22 protein-coding genes and 1 riboswitch are annotated in these 22,485 nt (G+C 69.1%); of the genes, 18 read left to right on the forward strand and 4 right to left on the reverse strand.

Annotated features, from left to right (window positions below):
• Positions 1 to 76: 76 nt before the first annotated feature.
• Positions 77 to 1,189 (reverse strand): mannose-1-phosphate guanylyltransferase, encoded by a 1,113-nt coding sequence (locus ABQ271_RS11340; protein WP_349308862.1) that lies wholly within the window; start codon positions 1,187 to 1,189, stop codon positions 77 to 79.
• 220 nt (positions 1,190 to 1,409) lie between these two features.
• Here ABQ271_RS11340 and sdhC point away from each other — a divergent pair, with 220 nt between their 5' ends.
• From sdhC to ABQ271_RS11380, 8 genes are read left to right on the forward strand one after another with little or no spacing between them, the layout of a single operon-like run.
• A complete protein-coding gene (gene sdhC / locus ABQ271_RS11345) occupies positions 1,410 to 1,844 on the forward strand; it encodes a succinate dehydrogenase, cytochrome b556 subunit (protein WP_349308863.1) in 435 nt (144 codons plus the stop codon).
• Positions 1,844 to 2,308 carry a succinate dehydrogenase, hydrophobic membrane anchor protein gene (sdhD, locus tag ABQ271_RS11350; protein WP_349308864.1) on the forward strand — a complete coding sequence of 155 codons (465 nt, stop codon included), beginning with the start codon at positions 1,844 to 1,846 and terminating at the stop codon, positions 2,306 to 2,308. The genes sdhC and sdhD overlap by 1 nt, the downstream gene beginning before the upstream one ends.
• 47 nt (positions 2,309 to 2,355) lie before the next feature.
• The gene (gene sdhA, locus ABQ271_RS11355; protein ID WP_036312819.1) at positions 2,356 to 4,182 is read left to right on the forward strand and encodes a succinate dehydrogenase flavoprotein subunit; all 1,827 of its coding nucleotides are present in this window, start codon (positions 2,356 to 2,358) and stop codon (positions 4,180 to 4,182) included.
• On the forward strand, positions 4,182 to 4,949 hold the full coding sequence (locus ABQ271_RS11360; RefSeq protein ID WP_349308865.1) for a succinate dehydrogenase iron-sulfur subunit: 768 nt from the start codon (positions 4,182 to 4,184) through the stop codon (positions 4,947 to 4,949). Before sdhA ends, ABQ271_RS11360 begins: the two co-directional genes overlap by 1 nt.
• A gap of 22 nt (positions 4,950 to 4,971) precedes the next feature.
• Positions 4,972 to 6,111, forward strand: coding sequence for a YihY/virulence factor BrkB family protein (locus tag ABQ271_RS11365; RefSeq protein ID WP_349308866.1), 1,140 nt, complete (start codon positions 4,972 to 4,974; stop codon positions 6,109 to 6,111).
• Between the two features lie 34 nt (positions 6,112 to 6,145).
• Positions 6,146 to 6,985 (forward strand): exodeoxyribonuclease III, encoded by an 840-nt coding sequence (locus ABQ271_RS11370; protein WP_349308867.1) that lies wholly within the window; start codon positions 6,146 to 6,148, stop codon positions 6,983 to 6,985.
• Between the two features lie 47 nt (positions 6,986 to 7,032).
• Positions 7,033 to 8,037, forward strand: a complete 1,005-nt coding sequence (gene trpS, locus ABQ271_RS11375; RefSeq protein ID WP_349308868.1) for a tryptophan--tRNA ligase — start codon at positions 7,033 to 7,035, stop codon at positions 8,035 to 8,037.
• Positions 8,030 to 8,485: a hypothetical protein gene (locus ABQ271_RS11380; RefSeq protein ID WP_349308869.1), complete on the forward strand. Its 456-nt coding sequence runs from the start codon at positions 8,030 to 8,032 to the stop codon at positions 8,483 to 8,485. Before trpS ends, ABQ271_RS11380 begins: the two co-directional genes overlap by 8 nt.
• A 117-nt stretch (positions 8,486 to 8,602) precedes the next feature.
• Here ABQ271_RS11380 and ABQ271_RS11385 read toward each other — a convergent pair whose 3' ends face one another.
• Positions 8,603 to 9,469, reverse strand: a complete 867-nt coding sequence (locus ABQ271_RS11385) for a DUF559 domain-containing protein (RefSeq protein WP_349308870.1) — start codon at positions 9,467 to 9,469, stop codon at positions 8,603 to 8,605.
• 328 nt (positions 9,470 to 9,797) lie between these two features.
• Between ABQ271_RS11385 and ABQ271_RS11390 the strand changes: the two genes are divergently transcribed.
• Entirely contained in the window at positions 9,798 to 10,355 is a 558-nt protein-coding gene (locus ABQ271_RS11390) for a GNAT family N-acetyltransferase (protein ID WP_349308871.1), read from the forward strand.
• Between the two features lie 43 nt (positions 10,356 to 10,398).
• Entirely contained in the window at positions 10,399 to 11,262 is an 864-nt protein-coding gene (locus ABQ271_RS11395; protein ID WP_349308872.1) for a DNA-formamidopyrimidine glycosylase family protein, read from the forward strand.
• A gap of 1 nt (position 11,263) precedes the next feature.
• On the opposite strand, the gene glpK is transcribed toward ABQ271_RS11395, so the two are convergent.
• Both glpK and ABQ271_RS11405 read right to left on the reverse strand, forming a co-directional pair.
• Entirely contained in the window at positions 11,264 to 12,796 is a 1,533-nt protein-coding gene (gene glpK / locus ABQ271_RS11400; RefSeq protein ID WP_349308873.1) for a glycerol kinase GlpK, read from the reverse strand.
• A 62-nt stretch (positions 12,797 to 12,858) separates the two neighbouring features.
• Positions 12,859 to 14,556 carry a glycerol-3-phosphate dehydrogenase/oxidase gene (locus ABQ271_RS11405; RefSeq protein ID WP_349308874.1) on the reverse strand — a complete coding sequence of 566 codons (1,698 nt, stop codon included), beginning with the start codon at positions 14,554 to 14,556 and terminating at the stop codon, positions 12,859 to 12,861.
• A gap of 130 nt (positions 14,557 to 14,686) precedes the next feature.
• Between ABQ271_RS11405 and ABQ271_RS11410 the strand changes: the two genes are divergently transcribed.
• The 8 genes from ABQ271_RS11410 (at position 14,687) to ABQ271_RS11445 (ending at position 22,483) form a co-directional block, all read left to right on the forward strand.
• Positions 14,687 to 15,646: a sugar-binding domain-containing protein gene (locus ABQ271_RS11410; protein WP_349308875.1), complete on the forward strand. Its 960-nt coding sequence runs from the start codon at positions 14,687 to 14,689 to the stop codon at positions 15,644 to 15,646.
• A 68-nt stretch (positions 15,647 to 15,714) separates the two neighbouring features.
• Positions 15,715 to 15,857: riboswitch (FMN riboswitch) on the forward strand.
• 68 nt (positions 15,858 to 15,925) lie between these two features.
• Positions 15,926 to 16,945: a bifunctional diaminohydroxyphosphoribosylaminopyrimidine deaminase/5-amino-6-(5-phosphoribosylamino)uracil reductase RibD gene (gene ribD / locus ABQ271_RS11415; RefSeq protein WP_349308876.1), complete on the forward strand. Its 1,020-nt coding sequence runs from the start codon at positions 15,926 to 15,928 to the stop codon at positions 16,943 to 16,945.
• The gene (locus tag ABQ271_RS11420; RefSeq protein ID WP_349308877.1) at positions 16,945 to 17,592 is read left to right on the forward strand and encodes a riboflavin synthase; all 648 of its coding nucleotides are present in this window, start codon (positions 16,945 to 16,947) and stop codon (positions 17,590 to 17,592) included. Before ribD ends, ABQ271_RS11420 begins: the two co-directional genes overlap by 1 nt.
• Positions 17,589 to 18,869, forward strand: coding sequence for a GTP cyclohydrolase II (gene ribA / locus ABQ271_RS11425; protein ID WP_349308878.1), 1,281 nt, complete (start codon positions 17,589 to 17,591; stop codon positions 18,867 to 18,869). Before ABQ271_RS11420 ends, ribA begins: the two co-directional genes overlap by 4 nt.
• Positions 18,866 to 19,339 (forward strand): 6,7-dimethyl-8-ribityllumazine synthase, encoded by a 474-nt coding sequence (gene ribH, locus ABQ271_RS11430; RefSeq protein WP_349308879.1) that lies wholly within the window; start codon positions 18,866 to 18,868, stop codon positions 19,337 to 19,339. The genes ribA and ribH overlap by 4 nt, the downstream gene beginning before the upstream one ends.
• A gap of 51 nt (positions 19,340 to 19,390) precedes the next feature.
• A complete protein-coding gene (locus ABQ271_RS11435; protein ID WP_060915675.1) occupies positions 19,391 to 19,741 on the forward strand; it encodes a hypothetical protein in 351 nt (116 codons plus the stop codon).
• A 172-nt stretch (positions 19,742 to 19,913) separates the two neighbouring features.
• Positions 19,914 to 21,362: an MFS transporter gene (locus ABQ271_RS11440; protein ID WP_349308880.1), complete on the forward strand. Its 1,449-nt coding sequence runs from the start codon at positions 19,914 to 19,916 to the stop codon at positions 21,360 to 21,362.
• 128 nt (positions 21,363 to 21,490) lie between these two features.
• Positions 21,491 to 22,483, forward strand: a complete 993-nt coding sequence (locus tag ABQ271_RS11445; RefSeq protein WP_349308881.1) for an NADP-dependent oxidoreductase — start codon at positions 21,491 to 21,493, stop codon at positions 22,481 to 22,483.
• Positions 22,484 to 22,485: the final 2 nt, after the last annotated feature.

The raw sequence follows: 22,485 nt of genomic DNA on the forward strand, positions 1-22,485 counted from the left end.
AGGCCGTTCCTCGGAATGGTTACAAAGCCGCAATGAACCCGTCACGGGAGCGGCATCCTGCCCAACGGCGTCGGGGTCAGAGGACGTCGCCGCGGCCCGTGACCTTGAGTGCGTCGACGACGCTCTTCACGCGCTGCGCGTGCTCGGCCGTCGTCACGAGCAGGGCGTCGTCTGTGTCGACGACGACGATGTCCTTCACGCCGATGATGCTGATGACACGGCTGGTCTGCGAGACCACGATGCCGCTCGCCGCATCCGACAGCACCCGGGCGTTCTTTCCGAGGATCGCGAGGTCGGTGCGCCCGCCGGAGTTGAGCTTCGCGAGGCTGGCGAAGTCCCCCACGTCATCCCAGTCGAAGTGGCCGGGGACGACGGCGAGCTTCCCCTTCTCCGCAGCGGGCTCCGCGACGACGTAGTCGATCGCGATCTTCTGCAGCGTCGGCCAGATGCGGTCGACGGCGGGGCCGCGGCGCTCGCGGTCATCCCACGCCTCGGCGAGTTCGAGCAGGCCCGCGTGCAGCGTGGGGTTGTTGGCCTCGATCTCGGCGAGGAGGACATCGGCCCGCGAGATGAACATGCCCGCGTTCCAGAGATAGGAGCGGTCCGCTACGTAGGCCTTCGCGGTCTCCAGGTCGGGCTTCTCGACGAACCGCTCGACCAGGGAGGCATCCCGCGCACCGTCGACGATCAGCTCGCCGCCCCGCTTGATGTACCCGAAACCGACTGCGGGCTCCGTCGGGGTGATGCCGATCGTGCAGATGTACCCCTCGCGCGCGACCTCGACGGCGTCGCGCACCGCGAACTCGAAGACGCGAGAACCGCGGATGACGTGGTCGGCCGCGAAGGAACCGATGACGGCATCCGGATGCCGCCGGTGCAGGATCGCGGCAGCGAGACCGATGGCGGCAGCGGAGTCGCGCGGCTCGGACTCGAGGATGACGTTCTTGTCCGGGATACCGGGCAGCTGCGCCTCGACGGCCGCGCGGTGCGCGCGGCCCGTGACGACCGCGATCCGATTCGGACCGGTCAGCGGTTCGAGCCGGTTCCAGGTGTCGCGGAGGAGGGAATGACCCGAACCCGTCAGGTCATGGAGGAACTTCGGTGCGTCGGCCCGCGACAGCGGCCACAGGCGTGATCCGACACCGCCGGCGGGGATGACGGCGTAGAAGTTCTCGATGTGTTCGACCATGGTCCGAACCCTACCGGCCGACCGTGTCGCCCCCATTCCGAACCCATGACGACGACAGACCTCGGATGACCGCCGTTCCTAAGGTTGCCCTTCCTCGCCCACCCCCTTCAGGGCCGCTTAGGATGGTCGGTGCGCCCGCTTGCGACGATGGGCGACATTCCCTGGGATGCCGTGATCTCGCCGCACAAGCGCCACCCATCTCACCCAAGGGAGGACGACCGTGTCTGCACCAGCACGCGTCACGCCGTCGGTAGCTGAGACCACGTCCAAGACCCCGCGCGGCACGCTGTACCGCGGCAACGAGGGCATGTGGTCGTGGGTTCTGCACCGCATCACCGGTATCGCCATCTTCTTCTTCCTGCTCGTGCACGTCCTCGACACCGCGCTCATCCGGGTCTCCCCCGAGGCGTACGACGCGGTCATCGGCACGTACAAGAACCCGGTCATGGGCCTCGGCGAAGTCGCCCTGGTCGCCGCGATCGTCTACCACGCGTTCAACGGGCTCCGCATCATCGCGGTCGACCTGTGGCCGTGGGCCACGCGGCACCAGCGTCAGCTGTGGTGGGGTGTGCTGGCCGTCTGGGCCGTCACCCTCGTCGGTTTCGCCGCCCGCCACCTTCCGAATGTCTTCTCGCACATGGGAGGCGAGCACTGATGACCGCCGACACCCTCGTTCCCCCGCGCACACCGCAGGGCAAGGCCTCCGTCCGCCGGAAGGGCCCGAACCTCGAGCAGTGGGGTTGGGTCTTCATGCGCGTCTCCGGCGTGCTCCTGATCGTCCTCATCTTCGGCCACCTGTTCGTCAACCTGATGATCGGCCAGGGCATCTCGGCGTTGGACTTCTCGTTCGTCGCCGGCAAGTTCGCGAGCCCGTTCTGGCAGGTCTGGGACGTCCTCATGCTGTGGCTGGCGTTCATCCACGGCACCAACGGCATGCGGACCATCGTCAACGACTACGTCACCAACGCGAAGGTGCGTCGGGTCCTCGTCACGAGCCTGTGGGTGGTCGCCGGATTCATGATCATCCTCGGCACCCTCGTCGTCTTCACCTTCGACCCCTGCATCCCGAACCTCAGCGACGGCAGCGTCGTCGCCGAGGTCTGCAAGGCACAGGGCTGAGCCGGCTCGACCGGCACGCAAACGCAGAGAGCAGAGGCAACCGTCACGTGAGCACCCAGACCGCGGACTCCGTCGTCAAGGACGGCGTCCACTACCACCAGTTCGATGTCGTGATCGTGGGCGCCGGCGGGGCCGGCATGCGCGCGGCCATCGAGGCCGGGCCCGGCGCGAAGACCGCCGTCATCACGAAGCTCTACCCGACCCGCAGCCACACCGGCGCGGCGCAGGGCGGCATGGCGGCAGCGCTCGCCAACGTCGAAGAGGACTCCTGGGAGTGGCACACCTTCGACACCGTCAAGGGCGGCGACTACCTCGTCGACCAGGACGCCGCCGAGATCCTCGCGAAGGAAGCCATCGACGCGGTCATCGACCTCGAGAACATGGGCCTGCCCTTCAACCGCACGCCCGACGGCAAGATCGATCAGCGTCGTTTCGGCGGTCACACCGCCGAGCACGGCAAGAACCCGGTCCGTCGCGCCTGCTACGCAGCTGACCGCACCGGCCACATGATCCTGCAGACGCTGTTCCAGAACTGCGTGAAGCTCGGCATCAACTTCTTCAACGAGTACTACGCGCTCGACCTGATCACGGTGAAGGATGCCCTGGGTCGCACCGGCATCGCCGGTGTCGTCGCGTACGAGCTCGCCACCGGCGACCTCCATGTCTTCCACGCCAAGGCCGTCATCTTCGCGACCGGTGGCTTCGGCAAGATCTTCAAGACCACCTCGAACGCGCACACCCTCACCGGTGACGGCGTCGGGATCGTCTGGCGCAAGGGTCTCCCCCTCGAGGACATCGAGTTCTTCCAGTTCCACCCGACAGGCCTCGCGGGCCTCGGCATCCTCCTCACCGAGGGTGCCCGTGGTGAGGGCGCGATCCTCCGCAACGCTTCGGGCGAGCGCTTCATGGAGCGCTACGCCCCGACGATCAAGGACCTCGCGCCTCGCGACATCGTTGCGCGATGCATGGTCAAGGAGGTCCTCGAGGGCCGCGGCGCCGGTCCGAACAAGGACTACGTCTACCTCGACTGCACGCACCTCGGTGCGGAGGTCCTCGAGACCAAGCTCCCCGACATCACCGAGTTCGCGCGCACCTACCTGGGTGTCGACCCGGTCGTCGAGCCGGTGCCCGTCATGCCGACCGCGCACTACGCGATGGGCGGCATCCCGACCAACATCAAGGGCGAGGTGCTCGCCGACAACGACACCGTCGTCCCGGGCCTCTACGCCGCGGGCGAGTGCGCGTGCGTCTCGGTACACGGGGCCAACCGTCTCGGCACCAACTCGCTGCTCGACATCAACGTGTTCGGCAAGCGCTCGGGCCAGAACGCCGTCGAGTACGTGCAGACGGCGGAGTTCATGCCCCTTCCGGAGGACCCCGCGAAGGAGGTCCGCGAGATGATCGAGGGCCTGCGGAGCAACGCGGGCACCGAGCGCATCTCGACGCTTCGCAAGAAGCTGCAGGAGGAGATGGACGCGAACGCCCAGGTCTTCCGCACCGAAGAGACGCTCACGAACGTCATGGGCACGATCAACGATCTGCGCGAGCGGTACAAGAACGTGCACGTCGATGACAAGGGCAAGCGGTACAACACCGACCTGCTCGAGGCCGTCGAGCTCGGGTTCCTCCTCGACATCGCCGAGATCGTCGCCTACGCCGCCCGCAACCGGCGCGAGAGCCGCGGCGGCCACATGCGCGAGGACTACCCCGACCGCAACGACGACAAGTACATGCAGCACACGATGGCCTACCTCACGGGTGACCCGCACTCCGCGAACCCCGAGGACCACATCCGTCTGGATTGGAAGCCGGTCGTGTTCACCAAGAACGAGCAGGGCGAGTACAACTACCCGCCGATGGAGAGGAAGTACTGATGACGATCGTCGACAGCGGCGCACCTGCGGACACGCAGGAGGCGAACGACTCCGGCATCCAGTCGTACCTGGTCACCTTCATCATCCGGCGATTCGATCCCGAGGTGGATGCTGAGCCGCGCTGGGTCGACTACGACGTGGAGATGTACCCCACGGACCGTGTTCTGGACGCGCTGCACCGCATCAAGTGGGACGTGGACGGCACGCTGAGCTTCCGTCGCTCCTGCGCGCACGGCATCTGCGGGTCGGACGCCATGCGCATCAACGGTCGCAACCGCCTCGCCTGCAAGACGCTGATCAAGGACCTCGACATCTCGAAGCCGATCTACGTCGAGGCGATCAAGGGCCTGCCGCTCGAGAAGGACCTCATCGTCGACATGGACCCGTTCTTCGAGTCCTTCCGCGACGTGCAGCCCTTCCTGCAGCCGAAGTCCGCTCCGGAGCCCGGCAAGGAGCGCTTCCAGTCGATCAAGGACCGCGCGGTCTACGACGACACCACGAAGTGCATCCTCTGCGCCGCGTGCACGTCCTCGTGCCCCGTGTTCTGGACCGACGGTCAGTACTTCGGTCCCGCCGCGATCGTCAACGCGCACCGTTTCATCTTCGACTCGCGCGACGATGCCGCCGACGTGCGCCTCGACATCCTCAACGACAAAGAAGGCGTGTGGCGTTGCCGCACGACCTTCAACTGCACCGAGGCGTGCCCCCGCGGCATCGAGATCACCAAGGCCATCGCCGAGGTCAAGCAGGCTGTTCTCCGCAGCTGACCGGCCCGGATAGCCTCGAGGCGTGACCTCAGACGACGAGACGCCTCCCCTGCGCGAGCGGTGGGAGGCGTCTCGTCTGCGCGAGCGCCTCGATCAGCCGATCGAGCGTGCCACGGTGCTGACTCGCAGGACGGTCGAGTCATTCCCCGTGCGGGTGTGGCGACGGTTCCTGCGGCGGAACGGATTCCTGCTGGCGGCGAGCATCAGCTACCAGTCCCTGTTCGCGATCTTCGCGACGCTGTACACGGCGATCGCGGGTGTGGGCCTGTGGCTCGGCGGGTCGCAAGCGGCGATCGACGGCGTCATCACGGTCGTGAACTCCTACCTGCCCGGCTTCATCGCCGCCGGGGGCACGCTCGACCCGGCTGACGTCGCCGACATCGCGCGCGACAGCAGCAGCCTCTTCGCCGTGACCGGTGCGATCGCCGTCGCCGTCGCGATCTGGACGTCTATCGGATTCGTCACCTTCACCCGTCGCGCGGTGCGCGGCATCTTCGGCCTCCCGTTCGACACCCGCAGCTTCGTTCTGCTGAAGCTCGGCGATCTTCTGGCGGCCCTGCTGTTCGGGCTCGCTCTCGTCCTCGGCGCCGTCCTCGGCCTCGTCGCCGGCGGCGTCGTCGCGCTCGTCCTCGATTGGGCGGATGTGCCGTACGAATCGGCGGTCGTCGACGTGACGAGTCGTATCGCGTCGGTCCTCGTCAGCGTCCTCCTGAACACGGCTGCGCTGACCGGCCTCATCCGATTCCTCACCGGCACCTCCCTGCCGTGGCGCGCGATCCTCCCCGGCGCGCTCGCAGGCGGCGGCGCGCTCGCGCTCCTGCAGCTCGGCGGCGGTTTCCTCGCCGTGTACTCGCCGACCAACCCGCTCCTGGCGACGTTCTCCGTCGTCATCGGCCTGCTGCTGTGGCTCCGCCTCGCCGGGATCGTGATCCTGGTCGCGGCATCCTGGATCGCTGTCGCCGCAGACGACGCCGACATCCCCCTGGTCGAGACGACCGCGGCAGAGCGGCTGGAACGGGAGCGACGAGCACTCCGGGTCGTCGCCGAGGCCGGAGTCCGCGAGGCGCGGCAGTCGCTCGCGGACGCCTCGTGGTGGCAGAGGCCGGGTGCCCGGCGCGACCTCCGGCACGCGGAGGAACTGCGGGAACGCACCCGGGAGTGAAGGCGTGTCGGCGGTCGTCGATACGCTGGAAGGCGTGCCACGAACACTCCGCATCGCCTCCGTCAACGTCAACGGCATCCGCGCCGCCGCCCGGAAAGGGATGCACGGGTGGCTCGAAACCGCCGATGTCGACGTCCTGACCCTGCAGGAGGTGCGGGCCGAGGCATCCGATCTCGCGGCAGCTCTGCCCGGGTGGCACATCGTGAACGACGAAGCCCTCGCGAAGGGGCGCGCGGGCGTCGCGATCGCCGCGCGGGAACCGCTCGACGTGTGGCGGGTCGACCTCGGCGACGAGGCGCTCGACTCGAAGGGGCGCTGGGTCGAGGCCGACATCGAGGTCGATGGCGAGCTCCTCACGGTCGTGAGCGCCTACGTCTTCACGGGCGAGGCCGGCACCGAGAAGCAGATGGCGAAGTACGCCTTCCTCGACGCGATGGAAGAGCGGATGCCGCACCTCGGTGACCTCGCGCTCATCACCGGTGACCTGAACGTCGGGCACCGCGAGTTCGACATCCGCAACTGGAAGGGCAACGTCAAGAAGGCCGGCTTCCTCCCCCGCGAGCGCGCCTACTTCGACCGGTTCACCGGGCCCGCGGGCGACACCGTCGCGACCGTCGACGGCGAGAGCGGCACCGGACTCGGCTGGGTCGACGTCGGGCGCAATTTCGCGGGCGAGACGGACGGACCCTACACCTGGTGGTCGAACCGCGGAAAGGCGTTCGACAACGACACCGGGTGGCGCATCGACTACCACCTCGCCACCGCGGAACTCGCGACCCGGGCAACCGACTACCGGGTCGTCCGCGCCCCCTCGTGGGACACCCGGTGGAGCGACCACGCGCCCGTCGTCGCGGACTACACGCTCGGCAGCTGAGCACGGGCAGCGGGGGCGCAGCATCCGTTCGCGCCTAGGATCGTAGGGTGAGCAAACCCCGCCTGTACTCCGGAATGCAGCCCTCCGCCGACTCCCTCCAGATCGGCAACTACATCGGGGCGCTCATGCAGTGGCGGGACCTGCAGGAGTCCTACGACGCGTTCTTCTCCGTCGTCGACCTGCACGCCCTCACACAGCCGAACGATCCGTCGGAGCTCCGTGAGAAGACCCGCCGGACAGCTGCCCAGTACATCGCCGCCGGCATCGAGCCCGCCAAATCGACCCTGTACGTGCAGTCGCACGTGCGCGCGCACGCCGAGCTGGCGTGGGTGCTGTCGACCATCACGGGCTTCGGTGAGGCAGGGCGGATGACGCAGTTCAAGGACAAGTCGGCGCGCTACGGCACCGACGCGACGAACGTCGGCCTCTTCACCTACCCGATCCTGATGGCCGCCGACATCCTGCTGTACCAGACGGACATCGTCCCCGTCGGCGACGACCAGAAGCAGCACGTCGAGCTGACCCGTGACCTCGCGGAGCGTTTCAACAGCCGCTTCGGCGAGGCGTTCCGCGTGCCGAAGCCGGTCATCCAGAAGGACACGGCGCGCATCTACGACCTGCAGAATCCGACCTCGAAGATGTCGAAGTCCGCCGAGTCGGATGCCGGGGTCCTGTGGCTCCTCGACGACCCGGCGAAGTCCGCCAAGAAGGTCATGCGCGCCGTCACCGACTCCGAAGGGGTCGTGCGCTACGACCGCGCGGAGAAGCCCGGTGTGTCGAATCTGCTCGTGATCTACGCAGCCCTCACCGGTCGCGAGATCCCCTCGATCGAGGATGAGTACGCGGGACGCGGATACGGCGACTTCAAGAAGGGTCTGGCCGAGGTCGTCGTCGCGGAGTTCGGTCCCGTACGGGCGCGTGCGCTCGAGCTGCTCGACGATCCGGCCGAACTCGACCGTGTGCTCGCGACGAACGCCGCGCGGGCTGAAGAGGTCGCCGACCGGACCCTCGGCGACGTGTACGACAAGCTCGGGCTGCTGCGTCGTGCCTGATCCCTCCGCCTCGCAGCTCGACCCTGACGCTGCCCTCGTCGCAGCGATCGACGCCGCCGCGGGACCGTCGATGGCGGCGCCCGACGACCGCGAGGCGCAGGAGCGACTGTGGCGGGCGGTGTTCGCGCTCGACAAGTGGATCTTCATCGCGCGCGGAACCGACGAGCAGCCCACCCCGTTCGCCGCAACCACCCCGCAGGGCCCGGCGATCTTCGCCTTCTCGACCCCGGAGCGCGCGCAAGACGCCGCCGCAGGATTCGGCATCCCGAAGGAAGAGGTCGACCGACTGCCGGCCGTCCCCCTGCCGGATGCCGCCGGCTGGGTCGCCTCGTATGCGGAATCGGGCGTGGCGTCCATGGTGTTCGACGCGCCGGTCATCGGGGCGATGGCTCCCCTGTCCAATCTCGCCGCGATGGCCGTCTGGATCCAGCAGCACCCCGACGGCTGACGCCCGGGGCGGTACGTCTCGGCGCGGACGCGTGCCGTTCTCCGGACCAACGGTCGGTGACGGACCTGAGGGTGCCGGGGTGGTGGGATTCATCCGGAGAACGGCACGCTGACGGGCTCACACCCGACGCCGGGAGCGGAGCAGGCCGCGAACCGCCGAGGCCACCTGCTCGGGCCGCCACATGATGTCGGCGGCTGACAGCCGCATGACGGTGTATCCGCGCTCCGCCAACGCGAGGTCTCGGGTGCGATCGGAACGGTATGCCTCCGACCCGAGGTGATGAGCCTCGCTGTCGCATTCGATCACCAGCCACCCGTTCACAAGGAGGTCGACCCTGCCCACCCCATCGATGCGCACCTGCAGGTCGACATCCCTGGTGATGCCGCGTATGAGCAGTCGAGCGAGCGTTTCGGGCCCGGACTCCGCCCGGCCATCGAGCAGTGCCATCAGCGGCGCGAATCGCTTCGGGAGGAGTGCGAACACCTCCGTGACGTCGCTCGGTCGGATCAACCCCGTGTGCAGCGCGCTGTCCAGCGAGGCTACAGCTGCGCGCGGAGGCTGGCAGCGCACCGCGTGCGCGAGCATGTCGATGGGGTGAGCGCACGCTCGGCGAGGCAAAGCGCCGTCCGACGCCCGGAGCCAGTGACGCACGATCCGCTCGTCGCCGGAGGGCTTCAGCCGAGTCGAGTGGGGCGGCACGAGGACGTGGAGACCCCCGCCGTCGAGCACGAAGACTCCCAACAGCCGCAAGGCGCTCACGCAGGTCAGCACTCCTCCTGCCTCGACGGCGGCGACCAGCGCCTGGTCAGTGCCGGCGGCGACGTAGTTGTCCCGGCGCGCACGAATCAGCCGCCCCTCCCGGATCGCCGCAGCGATCGCGCGCTTGCTCACCCCTTCCGCCCGGAGCTGCGCAGTGCTCCACACCGGCGTTTCGAGGACCTCCGCGGCCCGCTGCCGGAACACCCGACGTTCGCTCTCCCACATGCGCCCACCCTGACCGGTGCGCGATCGGCCTCCGGCCCTCTCCACAGGTGACGCCGATCCTGAAGCGGGGATCGGCGACGTGCAGGAGACGCGGGCCGTTCTCCGGAGCAGCGCTACGGGAAGCACCATCCCCGGCTGCGATGCGCGTTCCCTCCGGAGAACGGCACGTGCCGGGCGATCCAGCGCGGCGTGCTGTGCCGAGGACCATGGGACGGGCAGGTCGCCCACCCGCGTCCCGTTCTCCGGAAGATTGAGCCACGGAGGCCGCACTGATGCCCCGTCACCCGACGTGTCCGGAGAACGGCACACACCTGGGTAGGGTCGGGGCATGCAACCGGTGACCCTGCGGACGGAGCGGCTCGAGTTGTCGGTGCCGACAACGGCCGACGTCGACGCGATCACGGCCGCGGCGCAGGATCCTGAGGTGCCGCGGTGGACCACACTCCCCTCGCCGTACGAGCGGACCCACGCCGAGGACTTCATCGACAAAGCTGCGACGTGGTGGGACGAGGAGAGCGAGCTCACCTGGGGCGTCCGCCGCGAGGGCCGTTGGATCGGCATGATCGGCCTGCACCGGGTCGAGAAGCAGGGCGCCGCCGAGATCGGATTCTGGCTGGATGCCGCCGCCCGAGGCCACGGCTTCCTCACCGAAGCGGCGGCGGCGGTCGTGGACTTCGGGTTCGCCGAGCCGCTGTCGCTGAGGCGGATCGAGTGGCGGGCGATCGTCGGCAACCAGGCGTCGGCTCGCGTCGCGCAGAAGCTCGGCTTCCGCTTCGAAGGCACTCTGCGCCAGGGCCTCTCCGGTCCGCGCGGCCGGGACGACGGCTGGATCGCCGCCGTGCTCGCGACCGACGACCGCACGCCGCACCCCTGGCCGGTCCTCTGACAACCCCCTGACCCGCGTCCTCCGCCGATGGCAGGATGACCCCATGCCTGAGATGCCCGAGGTACAGGGACTGGTCGACTTCCTTCGCGAGCGCGCGACCGGACTGACCGTCACGAAGGTGTCGGTTGCGAACATCGCCGCACTCAAGACGTACGACCCGCCGATCGACGCCATCACCGGCGCACAGGTCACCGGCGCGTCCCGCCACGGCAAGTTCATCGACCTCGAAACGGATGCCGGCGCCCACCTGATCTTCCATCTCGCCAAGGCGGGCTGGCTCCGCTGGTACGACCAGCTGCCCTCGACGGTCATCCGCCCCGGCAAGACGCCGATCGCCCTCCGCGTCGGATTCGACGACGGATCGGGGTTCGACCTCACCGAGGCCGGCACGAAGAAGTCGCTCGCGTACTACGCCGCCCGCTCCCCCGCCTACGTCCCCGGGATCGCGCGCCTGGGTCCCGACCCGCTCGACGCGTCCTTCACCCGCGACACGCTCGCCGGACTCCTCACCGGCCGCCGTACGCAGATCAAGGGTGTCCTCCGCGATCAGTCGATCGTCGCCGGCATCGGGAACGCCTACTCCGACGAGATCCTGCACGCCGCGAAGATGTCGCCCTACGCCTTGGCGGCGACGCTGACGGATGCCGAGATCGATCGGCTCTACGCCGCGACGCGGCAGACGCTGACGGATGCGGTGGCCGCGGCATCCGGCAAACCGCCTGCTGACCTCAAAGATGCCAAACGTCGCGGCATGGCCGTGCACGGTCGCCGCGGCGAGATCTGTCCCGTGTGCGGCGACGAGGTGCGCTCGGTCTTCTTCGCCGACAACAGCCTCGAGTACTGCCCGACGTGTCAGACCGGCGGCAAGATCCTCGCCGACCGGCGCCTGTCGCGTCTGCTGAAGTAGGTCAGACGGTGCCGGCGAGGACGCGTGCGTCGTCGTCGACCCAGCCCATCGACTTCTCGACGGCCTTCGCCCACAGGCGGCAGCGACGGTCGCGTTCGTCCGGGTCCATCTGCGGCTCAAACCGGCGATCTTCCTGCCAGTAGCCGCGGAGGGCGTCCTTGTCGGACCACACACCGACGGCGAGACCGGCCGCGTAGGCGGCTCCGAGCGCGGTGGTCTCGACCACCTTCGGGCGGATCACGGGGATCCCGAGGATGTCGGCCTGGAACTGCATGAGCATGTCGTTGCGCGTCATGCCGCCGTCGACCCGCAGCTCGTCGAGGTCGCGGCCGGTGTCGGAGACGACGGCCGTGATGACGTCGCGCGTCTGGAACGCGGTGGCCTCGAGGGCCGCCCGCGCGATGTGCGCCTTCGTGACGTACCGGGTGAGACCGACGAGGGCGCCGCGGGCGTCGGGGCGCCAATAGGGGGCGAAAAGGCCCGAGAAGGCGGGCACGAAGTAGGCACCGCCGTTGTCCTCGACGCTCCGGGCGAGACGTTCGACCTCGGCGGACTCCGAGATGATCCCGAGGTTGTCGCGCAGCCATTGGACGAGGGAGCCCGTGACGGCGATCGACCCTTCGAGCGCGTAGTGCGCGGGCTCGTCACCGAGGCGGTACGCGACGGTCGTGATGAGACCGGCCTGCGAGCGGACGAGCTCGGTGCCGGTGCCGACGAGGAGGAAGTTGCCGGTGCCGTAGGTGTTCTTGGACTGTCCGGCGTCGAAGGCCGCCTGCCCGAAGGTGGCGGCCTGCTGGTCGCCGAGGATGCCGGCGATGCGGATGCCGCGGGCCACCCGCGGCTGCACGACCTCGCCGTACACCTCGGAGGACGAGCGGATCTCGGGCAGCATCTCGCGCGGGATGTCCCACACCTGCAGCATCTCGTCGGACCAGTCGAGGGTCTTCAGGTCCATCAGCAGGGTGCGGCTCGCGTTGGTGACGTCGGTGATGTGGATGCCGCCGTCGCTCCCGCCCGTGAGGTTCCAGACGATCCAGGTGTCGGGCGTGCCGAACAGCAGGTCGCCGGTCTTCGCCGCCTCGCGCGCGCCGTCGACGTTGTCGAGGATCCACGCGATCTTGGATGCCGAGAAGTACGACGCGAGCGGCAGACCGGTGACGTCAGCGAACGCGTCGACGCCGTGAGCGTCGATGAGCCGGTCGATCGCGGGCTGCGTCCGCGTGTCCTGCCAGACGAGGGCGTTGTGGATGGGGCGGCCGGTGCGGCGGTCCCACACGATCGCCGTCTCACGCTGATTGGTGACGCCGATCGCGGCGACGTCGGCCGCCGACAGGCCGACCTGGTTGAGGGCGCGAGCGAGCACCCACTCCGTGTTCGTCCAGATCTCCACGGGGTCGTGCTCGACCCGCCCGGCGCGCGGGAAGATCTGCTCGTGCTCCCGCTGCGCGGTGGCGATGAGAGCCCCTTCGCCGTCGAACACGATCGCGCGTGTCGAAGTGGTTCCCTGGTCGATGGCGATCACGTGTTCGGCCACGTCTCGTCTCCTCTTCGAGTGCTCGTCGCCAGGTCGCGGCGACGGAAGTGCCGGCGTCGGCGTCAGACGGCGACGGGATCGGCGGCGTGCACCGCGGCGAGAGCCCGATCGATCTCGGAGCGCCGTGCTGCGGCATCCCACCCCATCACATCGGCGACGGCGTCTGCCACTTCTTCGACGACCTCGACCGTCGCCTCACCGCGGAAAGCGATGTTGGTGCGGCGGAGGAGGATGTCGTCGAGGTGGACGATCGACTCGGTGCGGGCGATGTGGCGGAACTCGCCCGAGGTGAACCGCGGAAGCGACGCGAGCGGGGCGTCGGCGTCGTCCTCACGGATCGAAGCCGCGACGGCGAGCGCGTGCGTGCCGTAGCGGTGCAGCATCCGGGTGCCGCGCTCGGGGCCGAAGTCGGACAGGTACTGGTGGACCCATTCGTCGCGCTCGGCGTCGGTGCGGGGGAACCCGACGGCGCCGCCGATCGGCAGGCCCTTGGTGGAGCGGACGCGGTCGCGGCCGATCCGTGCTAGGAGCTCGTCCGTGAGGCGCGCAGCGACGGCGCGGAAGGTCGTCCACTTTCCGCCGACGAGGCTCAGCACGGGGACGCGGTCCGACCCGGGGAGCACGGCCTCTTCGATCCGGTAGTCGCGGGAGACGAATCCTGCGGCGATGTCGCCGTGGCCGGGGAGAGGACGAACGCCCGAGTAGCGGTGGACGATCTGCGAGCGGTCCACGGGGATCGTCGGGAAGACGTGACCGATGAGGTCGAGGAAGTAGTCGACCTCCTCCTCGGTGCAGACGGCCGGTTCGGACATGTCGTGCTCGAGGTCGCTCGTGCCGACCAGGACGCGACCGTTGAGCGGGTAGATGAGGACGATGCGTCCGTCGGAGTGCTCGAAGAAGAGCTCCCGCCCGCCGGTGGCCTGCATCAGCTCGGGGTGGTCGAGGACGATGTGCGACCCCTTGGTGCCGCCCATGTAGTGGGTGGCGTCACCGAGCGCGCGGTTGGCGAGGTCGGTCCACGGGCCCGCCGCGTTGAGGACGACGGATGCCGCGAACGGGAACTCCTCACCGGTCACCTCGTCGCGGAGGACGACCTTGCCGTCCTGGACGCCCGCGGCGGAGACGTAGTTCGCCGCGCGGGCACGGCTGCCGCCGAGGGCGACGCCGTCGCGGACGAGGTCGAGGCCGAGGCGCTCGGGGTCGCGGAGCGAGGCATCCCAGTAGGTGGCCGTGTACTTCACGTCGGGGTTCAGGTCGGGCAGCGCACGAAGCGACCGGCGGCGACCGTGGAACGTGTGGCGCGGGACCTTGCCGCCGCCCCGGGAGAACGAGTCGTAGATGATGAGGCCGACCTTGATGAGCAGGGCACCGCGCTCGGTCGAAGCCGTCTTGCGGTGGAGCACCATCCGCAGCGGCGCGGAGAGCAGACCCGAGAACGTCGAGAAGATCGGCACGGTGGTGCGGAGGGGCCGGACGTAGTGGGCCGCTGTGGTGAGGAGGTCGTTGCGCTCGGTGACGGCTTCGTGGACGAGGCGGAGTTCGCCGTTCTCGAGGTAGCGGATGCCGCCGTGGATCATGTGGCTCGACGCGGCGGACGCGCCGGAGAGGAAGTCGCTGCGCTCGACGAGGGCCACGTCGATTCCTTGCAGAGCCAAATCGCGGAAGGTCGCGACGCCGTTGATGCCGCCGCCGATGATGAGCACGTCAGCCTGGGGCCGCTCGCGCAGCGCCGTCGTCGTCCGTCGGATCTCGGTGTCCACGTCACACTCCCACTTCTGCCGGGTGTCGACCCGGTCGCCTCAGACCGCCACCGGAGTGGCTGTTGGGACCAATGATGACATTCGTGGACGGGATTGCAGTCCGCTTGCACATACGTGCACACTGTCCCTCGTGGAAGACACACTCGATCCCGACGACATCCGTCGCGCCCTCACCGCGGCGCATCTGTACTACGTCCAGGAGCGCACGATGGAAGCCATCGCACGCGAGCTGGGGACCTCGCGCTCAACGGTGTCCCGGCTCCTCTCGCGGGCGCGGGCGAGCGGGATCGTGGACATCCGCATCCGCTCCCCCTTCGCCGCGCCGCAGCTGCTGGAGCAGAACCTCGCCGACCGGTACGGCATCACCGCGCACGTCGTTCCGGTGCCCGACGACGCGAGCGATGTCGAGCGGCTCGAGCGCGTCGCGACCGCCGCAGCTCACCTGCTGGGCGACCTCGTCGTGCCCGACGCCACCGTCGGGATCGCGTGGGGGTCCACGACGGCGGCCGTCAGCCGCCGCCTCGTCCCCAAGTCCGTCCACGGGACGACGTTCGTGCAGCTGAACGGATCGGGGAACACCCGGACGACCGGACTCCTCTACGCCAGCGACATCCTGAGCCGGTTCGCCGTCGCCTACGGCGGGAGCGCACAGCAGTTCCCCGTGCCGGCGTTCTTCGACGACCCCCGCACGAAGCACGCCATGTGGCGTGAGCGGAGCACCACCCGCATCCTCGACATGCACGCGTCGATGGACCTCGTCGTCTTCAGCGTGGGCGCGGCGGACTCCCGCGTGCCCAGCCACGTCTACTCCGGCGGCTACCTCGAGCCGGAAGAACTCGCGGCGCTCGACCGCGAAGGCGTCGTCGGCGACGTCGCGACGGTGTTCTACCGTCTCGACGGCTCGACCCGAGGGATCGAGCTGAACGACCGGGCGACCGGGCCCCGCTTCGATGTGCTCCGCCGCGTGCCGAGCCGTGTGTGCGTCGTGTCGGGAGTCGACAAGCGCGACAGCCTGCGCGGAGCCCTCGCGGCTCGCCTGGTCACCGAATTGGTCGTCGACGAGGCGACCGCCCGCTCGCTCGCCGAGTGACCTGGGATGTCAAGAGATGACAGGGAATGAATCGGGCGCAGGACGGTTGATTACACTTCAAGAGCAAGAAACGTGCTCCGGGGTCGGTGAGAATCCGAACCGGCGGTGACAGTCCGCGAGCGGGACCCCCGGGTCCTGCTGATCCGGTGGAATTCCGGAACCGACGGTGATGCGACGCAAGTCGCTAGTCCGGATGGGAGGCAGCACGGACGGATGCGGTGATTCCGCGATGACGTCTGCAGCGCCCGCGCCCCGGAGAACCCCATCGTGAGGATCCGGATGAGTGTCACCGACGCAGAGCAGAGCGCGCTTCGCCGCGCGTTCGCGCTCGCGCAGCACGGCCCGCGGGGAGTGAACCCCCAAGTCGGCGCCGTCATCCTCTCCCCCGACGGCGAGGTCCTCGCGGAGGGCTGGCACCACGGTGCCGGCACCCCTCACGCCGAGATCGACGCGCTGTCGAAACTGGACGCGGATGCCGCGCGCGGAACGACCGCCGTCGTGACCCTCGAGCCGTGCAACCACACGGGCCGCACCGGTCCGTGTGCGGTCGCGCTCATCGAGGCGGGCGTCGCCCGCGTGGTCTACTCCGCAGCGGACCCCGGCGCGGTGTCGTCGGGAGGCGCCGAGCGGCTCCGCGACGCGGGTGTGGACGTCGAAGGTGGCGTGCACCGCGAGGAGGGCGAAGAGCTCATCGCGTCATGGCTGACGGTGCAACGCCTCGGACGCCCTCAGGTCACCGTGAAGTGGGCGCAGTCGCTCGACGGGCGGGCCGCGGCATCCGACGGCACCAGCCAGTGGATCACCGGATCGGACGCGCGCGCGGACGTCCACCGTCGCCGTTCGCTCGCGGACGCGATCCTCGTCGGAACGGGCACCGTGCTGGCCGACGACCCCGCACTCACCGCGCGCCGGCAGGACGGCAGTCTCTTCGAGGACCAGCCCCGTCCCGTCGTCGTCGGAACGCGCGCCGTGCCGCAGGAGGCACGCCTGCGCTCCCACCCGCGACCGTTCATGCAGGACGAGGGCGAGGATCTGCGGGACCTCCTCGACCGCCTCCGCGAACTCGGGGCGCACCGAGTGTTCCTCGAGGGCGGCCCGACGCTCGCGGCATCCTTCCTGCGACAGGGGCTCGTCGACGAGCTCCTCGTCTACATCGCTCCGACACTGATCGGCGGCGAGCGCGTCGCCGTCGGCGACATCGGCGTCACGACCATCGCAGAACAGCGGCGACTCGACATCGTCGGTGTCGACAGACTCGGCGACGACATCCTCGTCACCCTGACCCCGAAGGAGAGCTGATGTTCACGGGCATCATCGAAGAGCAGGGCGTCATCACCGCGATCGAGCCGTCCGGCGACGGCGTCCGCCTCGCCGTGCGCGCTCCCCTCGCGGTCTCCGACGCGGCACGCGGCGACTCGATCTCGATCAGCGGCGTGTGCCTCACCGTCACCGAGCAGACCTCCGAAGGCTTCACCGCCGACGTCATGAAGCAGACGCTCGACATGTCGACCCTCGGCACCCTCGCCGTCGGCTCGCCGGTCAACGTGGAGCGGGCACTCGCCGCGCACACGCGCCTCGGCGGTCACATCGTGCAGGGGCACGTCGACGGCACCGGCGAGGTGCTCGAGGTGCGTCCCGGCGAGCAGTGGCGCGTCATCCGTGTCTCGCTACCGGCAGGGCTCGCCCCCCTCGTCGTCGACAAGGGCTCGATCACGGTGCAGGGCGTCTCGCTCACCGTCTCCGACGTCTCGGACGCCGACACGTCGTCGCACTGGTTCGAGATCTCCCTCATCCCCGAAACCCTCGAGGTGACCACCCTCGGCGCGCTGACGCCCGGCGACCCGGTCAACCTCGAAACCGACATCCTGGCGCGGCACGTGCAGCGCCTGCTCCGATTCGCCTCGCCCGACGGCATCCCGACCACAGAAGAAGGAGGCTCCCGATGAGCCTTTCCACCATCCCCGACGCCCTGGCAGCTCTCAAGGAGGGCCGGCCGATCCTGGTCGCCGACGACGAGAGCCGCGAGAACGAGGGCGACATCATCCTGTCCGCCGAGCTCGCCTCGCCGGAGTGGCTCGCCTGGACCATCCGCTGGTCCAGCGGTTTCCTCTGCGCGCCGATGTCGGCCGACTGGGCCGACCGGCTCGACCTGCCGCCGATGGTGGAGGTCAACCAGGATGCCCGGAGCACCGCGTACACGGTCAGCGTCGACGCCGCGGAGGGCGTCACGACCGGCATCAGCGCGTCCGACCGCGCCCGCACGGTGAACGTCCTGGCAGACCCGAACTCGGTCCCCGCCTCGCTCATCCGTCCGGGTCACGTCCTGCCGCTGCGGGCCGTCGACGGCGGGGTCCGCGAGCGTGCCGGGCACACCGAGGCCGCCGTCGAGCTCATGCAGCTCGCCGGCCTCCAGCCCGTCGGTGTCATCGGCGAGGTCGTCGCCGATGACGGCAGCATGATGCGGATGCCGGGGCTCCTCGAGATGGGCGAGCGGGAAGGCATCCCCGTCATCACGATCGAGCAGCTCATCGCACACCTCAACGCGGCCGACGGCGACAGCGCCGCCGCCCACGCCGACGGCATCCCCAAGCGTCGGGTGAGCCTCCGCGCCGAAGCGACCGTGCCGACCTCGCACGGCGAGTTCCGCTTCCTCGCGTACAAGGACCGGATCACCGGCACCGACCACATCGCGGTCGTCTCCGGCGACCTCACCGAGGATGCGCCGCTCGTGCGCGTGCACTCCGAGTGCCTGACGGGCGAGGCGTTCGGCTCGCTCAAGTGCGAGTGCGGTCCGCAGCTCGAGGCTGCGCTCGACGCGATCGAGCAGGACGGCGGCATCGTCATCTACATGCGCGGTCACGAGGGTCGCGGCATCGGCCTCATCAACAAGCTGCGCGCGTACAGCCTGCAGGAGCGGGGCCTCGACACCGTCGACGCCAACCTGGCCCTCGGACTTCCCGCCGACGCCCGTGATTACGCGGCGGCCGCCGGCATCCTGCAGGACCTCGGGGTCGCGCAGATCCGACTGCTGACCAACAACACCGACAAGGTCTCGCAGCTGCGAGCGCTCGGGCTCTCGATCGTCGATCAGGTCCCCCTGCTCGTCGGAGTCGGCGCCAACAACCACCAGTACCTGGCGACGAAGGCCGACCGTATGGGCCACATCATCGACGCCGACGAGCTGCGCGAGGCTCTCGCGCACAGTGAGGAGCACAAGGCATGAGCGGACACGGAGCACCCCAGACCGAAGCGGTCGACGCGAACGGGATGTCGGTGGTCGTCATCGCCGGCCAATGGCACGACGCCATCAGCAACGGCCTGATCGCCGGCGCCGCACGGGTCCTGGATGCGTCGGGGGCCTCATGGCGACTCGTGCGTGTACCCGGCTCGTTCGAGCTCCCCGTCGCGTCGAAGGCGGCGCTCGACGCCGGCGCTGACGCGGTCGTCGCCCTCGGCGTGATCATCCGCGGCGGCACGCCCCACTTCGACTTCGTCTCGGCCGCTGCGACCGACGGCCTCACCCGCGTCGCCCTCGACACCGGCAAGCCCGTCGGATTCGGCGTGCTCACCCTCGACGACGAGCAGCAGGGCCTCGATCGCGCCGGCCTCGAAGGCTCGAAGGAAGACAAGGGCGCAGAAGCAGCGGATGCCGCCATCCGCACCGCGCTCGTCCTCCGCGACCTCCGCGGCTGATCGCGCGACCTCCTGGTGCGCAGGATCTCCACCTTCAGCTAGCCTGAGGGCATGGAGATCCTGCGCAGCATCGTCGTCCTCGTCCACCTCGTCGGGTTCGCGACGCTCTTCGGCGCCTGGGTGGTCGAACTGGTCGGCCAGCGTCGGGTGACCCGGATCATGCACTGGGGCCTCGGCATCGCCCTCGTCGCCGGTCTCGCGCTCTCGGCGCCGTGGGGCCTCGACCACGACCTCAACTACGCCAAGATCGGTATCAAGCTGGTCGTCCTCGTGCTCATCGGCGGTCTGCTCGGCGCCGGCGCGGGACGCCTGCGTAAGTCGGGGTCGGTTCCCGCGGGGATCTTCTGGCCCATCGGCATCCTGACCCTTCTCAACGCGGGGCTCGCCGTCATCTGGCGCTGACCGGGACTTCCCGCCGCGATGCGCGGGAGTAGGGTGGAGGTTTGCGCGTCGGCGACTCCGTCGGCGCCTCGGTGATCCCAGTGCTGTGATGCCCCCGCGACACCCCTGCGAGGTCATCCGCCGCCGACACGTCCCATGAGGACCCACCGCTTCGCTCCGAAGGTCCCCCCGCATGTCATCCGCAGCACCCGCGGCATCCGTCGCCCCCGCCAATCCGCGCTCACGCGTCATCACCGCGAGCCTCATCGGCACGACGATCGAGTTCTACGACTTCTACGTCTACGCGACCGCCGCCGTCCTCGTCTTCCCCATCCTCTTCTTCCCCGCCGGCAACGACACCGCGAACCTGCTGCTCTCGTTCAGCATCTTCGGCGCCGCGATGGTGGCGCGCCCCATCGGCGCCGTGATCTTCGGCCACTTCGGCGACAAGTTCGGCCGCAAGGCCACCCTCGTCGGCTCTCTCCTCACGATGGGTGTCGCCACCTTCCTCATCGGCTTCCTGCCGACCTACGATCAGGTCGACGTCCTCGCCCCGATCCTGCTGCTCATCCTCCGCCTCGCGCAGGGCTTCGCCCTCGGCGGCGAATGGTCGGGTGCTGCGCTCGTCGCGACCGAGAACGCCCCGAAGGGCAAGCGCGCCTGGTACGGAACGTTCCCCCAGCTGGGAGCTCCGATCGGGTTCATCATCGCGAACTCCGTCTTCCTCGCGATCTATTTCGCGCTCCCCCACCCCGATGGCCCGGCGCAGCGGAGCGAGGCGTTCCTCGAATGGGGCTGGCGCGTGCCGTTCCTCTTCTCGGCGGTCATGGTCATCGTCGGTCTCTACGTTCGGCTCAAGCTCGTCGAGTCGTCGACGTTCGCCAAGGCGGAGAAGACCGGCGCGATCCGCAAGTTCCCCCTCGGCGAGGTCGTCCGTCGGCACTGGCGGCAACTCATCCTCGGCACCTTCATCATGCTGGCGACCTACGTGCTCTTCTACCTGATGACCGCGTTCACCCTCGCCTACGGCACAAAGGCCACGACAGAGGGCGCCGCCTCAGCGGCTGAGGCGGCCGGCACGGCCTTCGACGCCGCCGCCTACGTGCCGGGCCTCGGCTTCGGCTACACGGACTTCGTCATCATGCAGATCGTCGGCGTGGTCTTCTTCGGCATCTTCACGCTGCTCTCGGGTCCCGTCGCGGACTCCATCGGGCGCCGCCGGCTCCTCCTGTGGATCACCGGAGCCATCGGGGTCTTCGGACTCCTGTTCAACGTGTTCCTGTTGCCCCAGCTCGACCCGAAGTTCACCGGCGCACTGGTACAGGGCTTCCTTATCCTCGGGTTCATGCTCATGGGTGCGACGTTCGGGCCGATGGGGGCGCTGCTGCCGGAGCTCTTCCCGACGAACGTCCGCTACACGGGGTCGGCGATCTCGTACAACGTGTCGTCGATCCTCGGCGCCGCACTCGCTCCGATCGTTGCGACCGCGCTGTGGGCGGCCGCGGGCGGCTCGCCGTGGCTCGTCGGCATCTACCTGTCGGGCTCCGCCGTCCTCACCTTCATCGCCCTGTGGCTGTCGAAGGAGACGAAGGACGTCGAGTACGAGACGAACATCGGACACGCGGACCTCGGCATCCGCTGACCTCCGCTGAATCGACGGATGCCGCGGCCCACCCCACCGGGAGGGTCGCGGCATCCGGTCTGTCAAGAGCTCCTCTCGGGGCACACTCGGGTCTATCGTCAGCCTCACAGGGACACGAGGAGTGGACGATGGCGATCAAGAAAGTGACCCAGGCATCGGTCGTCGAGTACGACGAGACCGGCGGACCCGAGGTGCTGCACCTCGTCGACCGTCCGCTCGCCGAACCGCGTCAGGGCGAGGTGACCGTCGAGGTCATGACGATGGGCCTCAACCACATCGACGGTTTCGTCAGATCCGGTGCGGAGGAGGAGTGGGACGACGAGTTCCCCCGCCGGTCGGGAAGCTGCTTCGCCGGGACCGTCATCGCCGTCGGCTCCGATACCGCCGATTTCCCCGTCGGCAGCGACGTCGTCGGGCACCTCCGCGCAGGTGCCCAGGCGAGCCACGTGACCGTCTCGGTGGACCGCCTGGTCCGTAAGCCGAAGAACGTCACCTTCGAGACCGCGGGCGGCCTCTACCTGGCCGGAACGACGGCCCTCGACATCCTCGACGAACTCAAAGTGGGCGCGGGCGACACGGTCGTCGTCTCGGCGGCGGCGGGCGGCGTCGGAAGCGTCGAGGCGCAGATCGCGATGCATCGCGGCGCCCGCGTGATCGGTACGTGCGGCGCCCGCAACTTCGACTATCTGCGACAGCTCGGCGTGAAGCCGGTGCAGTACGGCGACGGCATCGTCGACCGCATCCGCGCTCTGGCTCCGAACGGAGTGAGCGCCTACATCGACAACTTCGGGCAGGACGGGCAGGACATCGCCGAGGCGCTCGGCGTGCCGGCGGGCAAGTTCCGCTCGAGCGCCGACCGTCGCGACCGTGAGGTCGCCCTGCTCTCCGACGAGCCCGACGCCGTCGCTCACGGGACCGAGCAGCTCCGCAAGCTCGTCGCCCTCGCCGAGAAGCGCGCCGTGAACGTGCTCGTCTCGGGCTTCTATCCGCTGGCGGACGTCGCCGAGGCCTACGACGACCTGCTGAAGCTGCACTCCCGAGGCAAGGTCGTGCTCGCGACGCATCCGGTCAATCCGCGTCGCATCCGCAAGGCGCGCGAGGTCATGGAGTCCGGCCGCTGAGC

Origin of the sequence: Microbacterium sp. MM2322, from assembly GCF_964186585.1 — a bacterium.
Taxonomy (GTDB): domain Bacteria; phylum Actinomycetota; class Actinomycetes; order Actinomycetales; family Microbacteriaceae; genus Microbacterium.

What these genes read in the sequence shown, in the direction of transcription:
- ABQ271_RS11340 (WP_349308862.1), bottom strand. Translation starts at nt 1,189, where the DNA reads ATGGTCGAACACATCGAGAACTTCTACGCCGTCATCCCCGCCGGCGGT.
- sdhD (WP_349308864.1), top strand. Translation starts at nt 1,844, where the DNA reads ATGACCGCCGACACCCTCGTTCCCCCGCGCACACCGCAGGGCAAGGCC.
- ABQ271_RS11360 (WP_349308865.1), top strand. Translation starts at nt 4,182, where the DNA reads ATGACGATCGTCGACAGCGGCGCACCTGCGGACACGCAGGAGGCGAAC.
- ABQ271_RS11385 (WP_349308870.1), bottom strand. Translation starts at nt 9,469, where the DNA reads ATGTGGGAGAGCGAACGTCGGGTGTTCCGGCAGCGGGCCGCGGAGGTC.
- ABQ271_RS11390 (WP_349308871.1), top strand. Translation starts at nt 9,798, where the DNA reads ATGCAACCGGTGACCCTGCGGACGGAGCGGCTCGAGTTGTCGGTGCCG.
- ABQ271_RS11395 (WP_349308872.1), top strand. Translation starts at nt 10,399, where the DNA reads ATGCCTGAGATGCCCGAGGTACAGGGACTGGTCGACTTCCTTCGCGAG.
- ribD (WP_349308876.1), top strand. Translation starts at nt 15,926, where the DNA reads ATGAGTGTCACCGACGCAGAGCAGAGCGCGCTTCGCCGCGCGTTCGCG.
- ABQ271_RS11420 (WP_349308877.1), top strand. Translation starts at nt 16,945, where the DNA reads ATGTTCACGGGCATCATCGAAGAGCAGGGCGTCATCACCGCGATCGAG.
- ribA (WP_349308878.1), top strand. Translation starts at nt 17,589, where the DNA reads ATGAGCCTTTCCACCATCCCCGACGCCCTGGCAGCTCTCAAGGAGGGC.
- ribH (WP_349308879.1), top strand. Translation starts at nt 18,866, where the DNA reads ATGAGCGGACACGGAGCACCCCAGACCGAAGCGGTCGACGCGAACGGG.
- ABQ271_RS11435 (WP_060915675.1), top strand. Translation starts at nt 19,391, where the DNA reads ATGGAGATCCTGCGCAGCATCGTCGTCCTCGTCCACCTCGTCGGGTTC.
- ABQ271_RS11440 (WP_349308880.1), top strand. Translation starts at nt 19,914, where the DNA reads ATGTCATCCGCAGCACCCGCGGCATCCGTCGCCCCCGCCAATCCGCGC.
- ABQ271_RS11445 (WP_349308881.1), top strand. Translation starts at nt 21,491, where the DNA reads ATGGCGATCAAGAAAGTGACCCAGGCATCGGTCGTCGAGTACGACGAG.